We start from the raw sequence: 4672 nt of genomic DNA, 5'->3' as shown, positions 1-4672 counted from the left end.
CCGCAGTCCAGCAAGCGCGAGTTTTACGAGATATCTTATTGCAAAAGTCAGCTACAGCTTTAAAAGAACCAGGTAGTCAGGTTTGGCAAGAAGTTGTAGATGCTACCGTGTTACTGGCTGGGGTAATTGGCGGCATGGGTGGGGCGCAGTGTCGTACCGTTGCTGCCCATGCCGTACATAATGGTTTAACTCACATTTCTGGACACAGCAGCATCCACGGTGAAAAAGTTGCCTACGGGATTTTGGTGCAACTGCGATTAGAAGAAATGTTACAAAGCAATCAACTAGCGGCATCGGCACGGCAACAATTATTAAAGTTCTACGCAGAGATTGGATTGCCCAAGAATTTAAATGATTTAGGTTTGAGTAACATTACATTACAAGAATTACAAACAGCCGCCGAAATTGCTTTAGAACCTAAATCAGATATCCATCGACTACCGTTTAAAGTTGCACTAGAACAGTTAATGGCAGCGATGGTTTCTACAACTGCACCAACGGATAGTAGAGATGTGACAAATCGTGTTTCCACTAGGGGAATAAGTGAAGAGGTTTCGGAATGAGCTTGAATTGGATTACCCCCGCAGAACGAATACAACAGCTACCACCTTATGTTTTTGCCCGTTTGGATGAACTTAAGGCCAAAGCACGAGAACAAGGACTAGATTTAATTGATTTGGGCATGGGAAACCCGGATGGGGCGACACCAAAGCCTGTAGTAGAAGCGGCGATGGCAGCTTTACAAAATCCCGCTAATCACGGTTATCCGCCCTTTGAGGGGACTGCGAGTTTTCGCCGTGCCATCACTAATTGGTACAATCGCCGCTATGGTGTCATACTTGATCCCGATAGTGAGGCTTTACCTTTACTGGGTTCTAAAGAAGGATTAACTCATTTAGCGATCGCTTATATTAATCCTGGTGATGTTGTTCTGGTTCCTTCTCCCGCCTATCCCGCCCATTTTCGGGGGCCGTTAATTGCTGGGGGGAAAATTCACAACTTGATTCTTAAACCGGAGAATAACTGGTTAATTGATTTAGCGGCTATTCCCGATGCAGTTGCCGAACAAGCCAAAATTCTCTATTTCAATTATCCCAGTAATCCTACTGCTGCCACCGCCCCCCGTGAATTTTTTGAAGACATCGTAGCTTTTGCGCGGAAATATGAAATCTTGCTAGTGCATGATTTATGTTACGCCGAGTTAGCTTTTGATGGTTATCAACCCACCAGCTTGTTAGAAATTCCCGGTGCGAAAGAAATTGGCGTAGAGTTTCACACCCTATCCAAAACCTACAATATGGCTGGTTGGCGTGTGGGTTTTGTCGTAGGGAACCGCCATGTTATTCAAGGTTTGCGAACTCTTAAAACCAACTTGGATTATGGCATTTTCGCAGCTTTGCAAACCGCAGCTGAAACAGCTTTGCAACTACCAGATGTTTATTTGCATGAAGTCCAACAGCGCTATCGTACTCGCCGCGATTTTCTCATCGCAGGTTTAGGAAAATTAGGTTGGGATATTCCTAAAACCAACGCCACTATGTATCTGTGGGTGAAATGTCCTGTAGGTATGGGTTCTACCGATTTCGCCTTGGATGTATTGCAGCAAACTGGCGTTGTTGTCACCCCTGGTAATGCCTTTGGGGTTGCCGGTGAGGGCTATGTCAGAATAAGTTTAATCGCAGATTGCGATCGCTTGGGTGAAGCTTTGCACAGATTTAAACAAGCTGGAATCCGTTATCAACCCGAAACCGTAGCCGCTAGTTCACAATAAAATATATCCTGGAAAATATCACTGATGCCTACCCCTTCTGCTACCAATTCTCATTTAATTGTTGCTGGTTTTCATGCTCTTTCTGACCCAATCAGGATTGGCGTATTGGAACTGTTACGAAAGCAAGAACAGTGTGTATGTGATTTGTGCGATGCTTTGGGGGTGAATCAGTCAAAACTATCTTTTCACCTCAAAACTCTCAAAGAAGCCCGCTTAGTGAACGCCCGTCAAGAAGGACGCTGGATTTATTACAGTTTAAATGTGTCTCAATTTACGATTTTAGAAGCATACTTAGCAGAGTATAGCCGATTAGGGCAAATATCTCCGGCGCGTTGTTGTGATAACTTTTCCTGATACATCAACTTTTATTGATGAATATTTGTATACATCGACTTCATAGGGATTGACATATCAAGTTTTTTTGAAATGATATAAACATAAACTTAATATCACCCCTAAAAATGAAAGTTCGTGTAGGAATCAACGGATTCGGTCGAATCGGAAGGCTGGCTCTGCGTGCTGCTTGGGGTTGGCCAGAATTAGAGTTTGTCCATATCAATGAAATTAAAGGTGGGGCTGTAACGGCTGCACACTTACTGAAATTTGATTCTGTTCACGGACGTTGGACACCAGAAGTAGAAGCCCAAGGGGAACGGGTATTAATTGACGGTAAACCTCTAAATTTTAGTGATTATGCCAAACCAGGCGAAGTTCCTTGGGATGAGTTGAGTGTTGATTTGGTGCTGGAATGCTCTGGTAAATTCCGCACACCTGCGACTCTCGACCCCTATTTTAAAAGAGGCGTACAAAAGGTAATTGTCGCTGCGCCAGTTAAAGAAGAAGCTTTAAATATTGTCATGGGGGTGAATGACCACCTCTATCAACCGGATAACCATCATTTACTAACTGCTGCCTCTTGTACTACTAACTGTTTAGCCCCAGTAGTTAAAGTCATTCATGAAGGTTTGGGAATTAAGCATGGAATTATTACCACCATCCATGACAATACCAATACTCAAACTATTGTCGATGCACCTCATAAAGATTTGCGTCGGGCGCGGGCTACAAGTATGTCTCTGATTCCCACAACTACAGGGTCAGCAACCGCAATTGGTTTAATTTATCCTGAACTTAACGGTAAGCTCAACGGTTTAGCTGTGAGAGTACCATTATTGAATGCTTCTTTAACAGACTGTGTGTTTGAAGTGGTGCGACCGACCACAGTAGATGAAGTTAATAGTTTGTTGAAAGCAGCTTCTGAACAAGAACCACTTAAAGATATTTTGGGTTATGAAGAGCGTCCTTTAGTATCTATTGATTACAAAGATGATCCTCGTTCTTCAATTATTGATGCTCTCTCCACAATGGTGGTGAATGAAACTCAAGTCAAAATCCTGGCTTGGTATGACAATGAATGGGGTTATGCCAATCGCATGGTTGAACTGGCTCGTAAGGTTGCCTTGAGTCTTTAGTGAAATGAGGAACGTTCGCGTAGCGTGCGCGCAGCGCATACCGCAAAGGACGCAAAGAAAGAAGAAGAAGGAAGAAGGAAGAAGTTTGACGCGGTTCGTCACAAGGAAATGGTATTAGCACTCAGCACTCTAAACTATGACTTCTACAGCTTCTCGCGCTAATCTCAAGAATTATGTTCTTGTTACCCTGGCCTATTGGGGTTTTACTATCACTGATGGTGCTTTGCGAATGCTGGTACTGCTGTATTTTAACAGTATTGGCTACACACCATTACAAATCGCTTCTTTATTTCTGTTCTATGAAATTTTTGGCGTTGTTACTAACTTTTTAGGCGGTTGGATTGGCTCTCAATTCGGATTAAAAATCACGCTTTACGCTGGTATCGGGTTGCAGGTTTTCTCGATGGTGATGCTGTCATGGCTGAATCCGGCTTGGTCTGAATGGATTGCCGTGGGTTATGTGATGGTGGCACAGGCTTTTTCTGGGGTTGCTAAAGACTTAACCAAAATGAGTTCTAAAAGTGCCATTCGCTTGGTCGTCCCCCAAGAAGCCCAGTCATCTTTGTTTAAGTGGGTGGCAGTGTTAACGGGTTCTAAGAATGCCCTCAAAGGTGTTGGCTTTTTTGTTGGTAGTGTTCTCTTAACTTCTGTTGGTTTTAAGAATGCTCTGTTGATAATGGCCGGGGGACTATTCTTAATTTTATTCACTGGGTTGATGTTGCCTAAAGGTATGGGCAAAATCAAGGCAAAAGTTAAGTTTAGCCAACTCTTTTCTAAAAGCAGAGAAATTAATATTCTCTCGGCGGCGCGATTTTTTCTCTTTGGTTCACGGGATGTCTGGTTTGTGGTCGGGTTGCCGGTTTTCTTGCGAGGGACTTTAGGCTGGTCTTTCTATCAAGTTGGTGGATTTTTGGCTTGTTGGGTAATTGGCTATGGCGTTATTCAATTTTTAGCACCAGTGTTAATCCAGCGATTTGGTTCTGGTCAACCACCCCAATCAAAAACTATCCAGTTTTGGACATTTACCCTCACAGCTGTTCCGGCTGCGATCGCCTTAGCTCTACAATTAGGTGTACCTGGTAATATAGCAATTATTGGCGGACTCCTGGTATTTGGTGTAGTCTTTGCCTTCAATTCCGCAGTGCATTCCTACCTAGTGTTAGCCTTCACCGATGACGATAAAGTAGCCCTGAACGTCGGTTTCTACTACATGGCTAACTCCGGTGGCAGATTAGCCGGCACAGTCCTATCAGGATTAGTCTTTCAATATTTCGACTTAGTAGGTTGTCTGTGGACATCCATGTTCCTCATACTTGCAGCCGGACTAGTTACTATAAAGTTACCTGATCCTAAACCCAGTCAAGCTATAGCATGGAAAGCCGAAGGTGGAGAATAGAAGAAGCAGGGGAGCAGGGAGCAGGGAGCAGGG

Annotated in this window: 5 protein-coding genes; all 5 read left to right on the top strand. The window is 43.8% G+C overall.

Translation table 11 applies throughout. The annotated features are described in order from the left end of the window. Window positions 1-563: iron-containing alcohol dehydrogenase family protein (locus VB654_RS18295; RefSeq protein WP_323215233.1), on the top strand; the 563-nt coding region annotated here is incomplete at its 5' end. After that, window positions 560-1771, top strand: coding sequence for an aspartate aminotransferase (locus tag VB654_RS18290; RefSeq protein WP_323215232.1), 1212 nt, complete (start codon window positions 560-562; stop codon window positions 1769-1771). The genes VB654_RS18295 and VB654_RS18290, both read left to right, overlap by 4 nt. A gap of 24 nt (window positions 1772-1795) precedes the next feature. Beyond that, window positions 1796-2125 (top strand): metalloregulator ArsR/SmtB family transcription factor, encoded by a 330-nt coding sequence (locus VB654_RS18285; RefSeq protein WP_323215231.1) that lies wholly within the window; start codon window positions 1796-1798, stop codon window positions 2123-2125. A 107-nt stretch (window positions 2126-2232) separates the two neighbouring features. Next, entirely contained in the window at window positions 2233-3243 is a 1011-nt protein-coding gene (locus VB654_RS18280) for an ArsJ-associated glyceraldehyde-3-phosphate dehydrogenase (protein WP_323215230.1), read from the top strand. Window positions 3244-3379: 136 nt separating this feature from the next. Beyond that, entirely contained in the window at window positions 3380-4639 is a 1260-nt protein-coding gene (arsJ, locus tag VB654_RS18275; RefSeq protein ID WP_323215229.1) for an organoarsenical effux MFS transporter ArsJ, read from the top strand. The last annotated feature ends 33 nt before the right edge of the window (window positions 4640-4672 follow it).

The sequence above is a fragment of the Nodularia sp. UHCC 0506 genome (assembly GCF_034931045.1).
Lineage (GTDB): Bacteria > Cyanobacteriota > Cyanobacteriia > Cyanobacteriales > Nostocaceae > Nodularia.
This window is presented reverse-complemented; position numbering and strand designations above follow the sequence as displayed.

Coding starts and splice junctions, on each gene's coding strand:
- VB654_RS18290 (WP_323215232.1), top strand. CDS start 560: ATGAGCTTGAATTGGATTACCCCCGCAGAACGAATACAACAGCTACCA.
- VB654_RS18285 (WP_323215231.1), top strand. CDS start 1,796: ATGCCTACCCCTTCTGCTACCAATTCTCATTTAATTGTTGCTGGTTTT.
- VB654_RS18280 (WP_323215230.1), top strand. CDS start 2,233: ATGAAAGTTCGTGTAGGAATCAACGGATTCGGTCGAATCGGAAGGCTG.
- arsJ (WP_323215229.1), top strand. CDS start 3,380: ATGACTTCTACAGCTTCTCGCGCTAATCTCAAGAATTATGTTCTTGTT.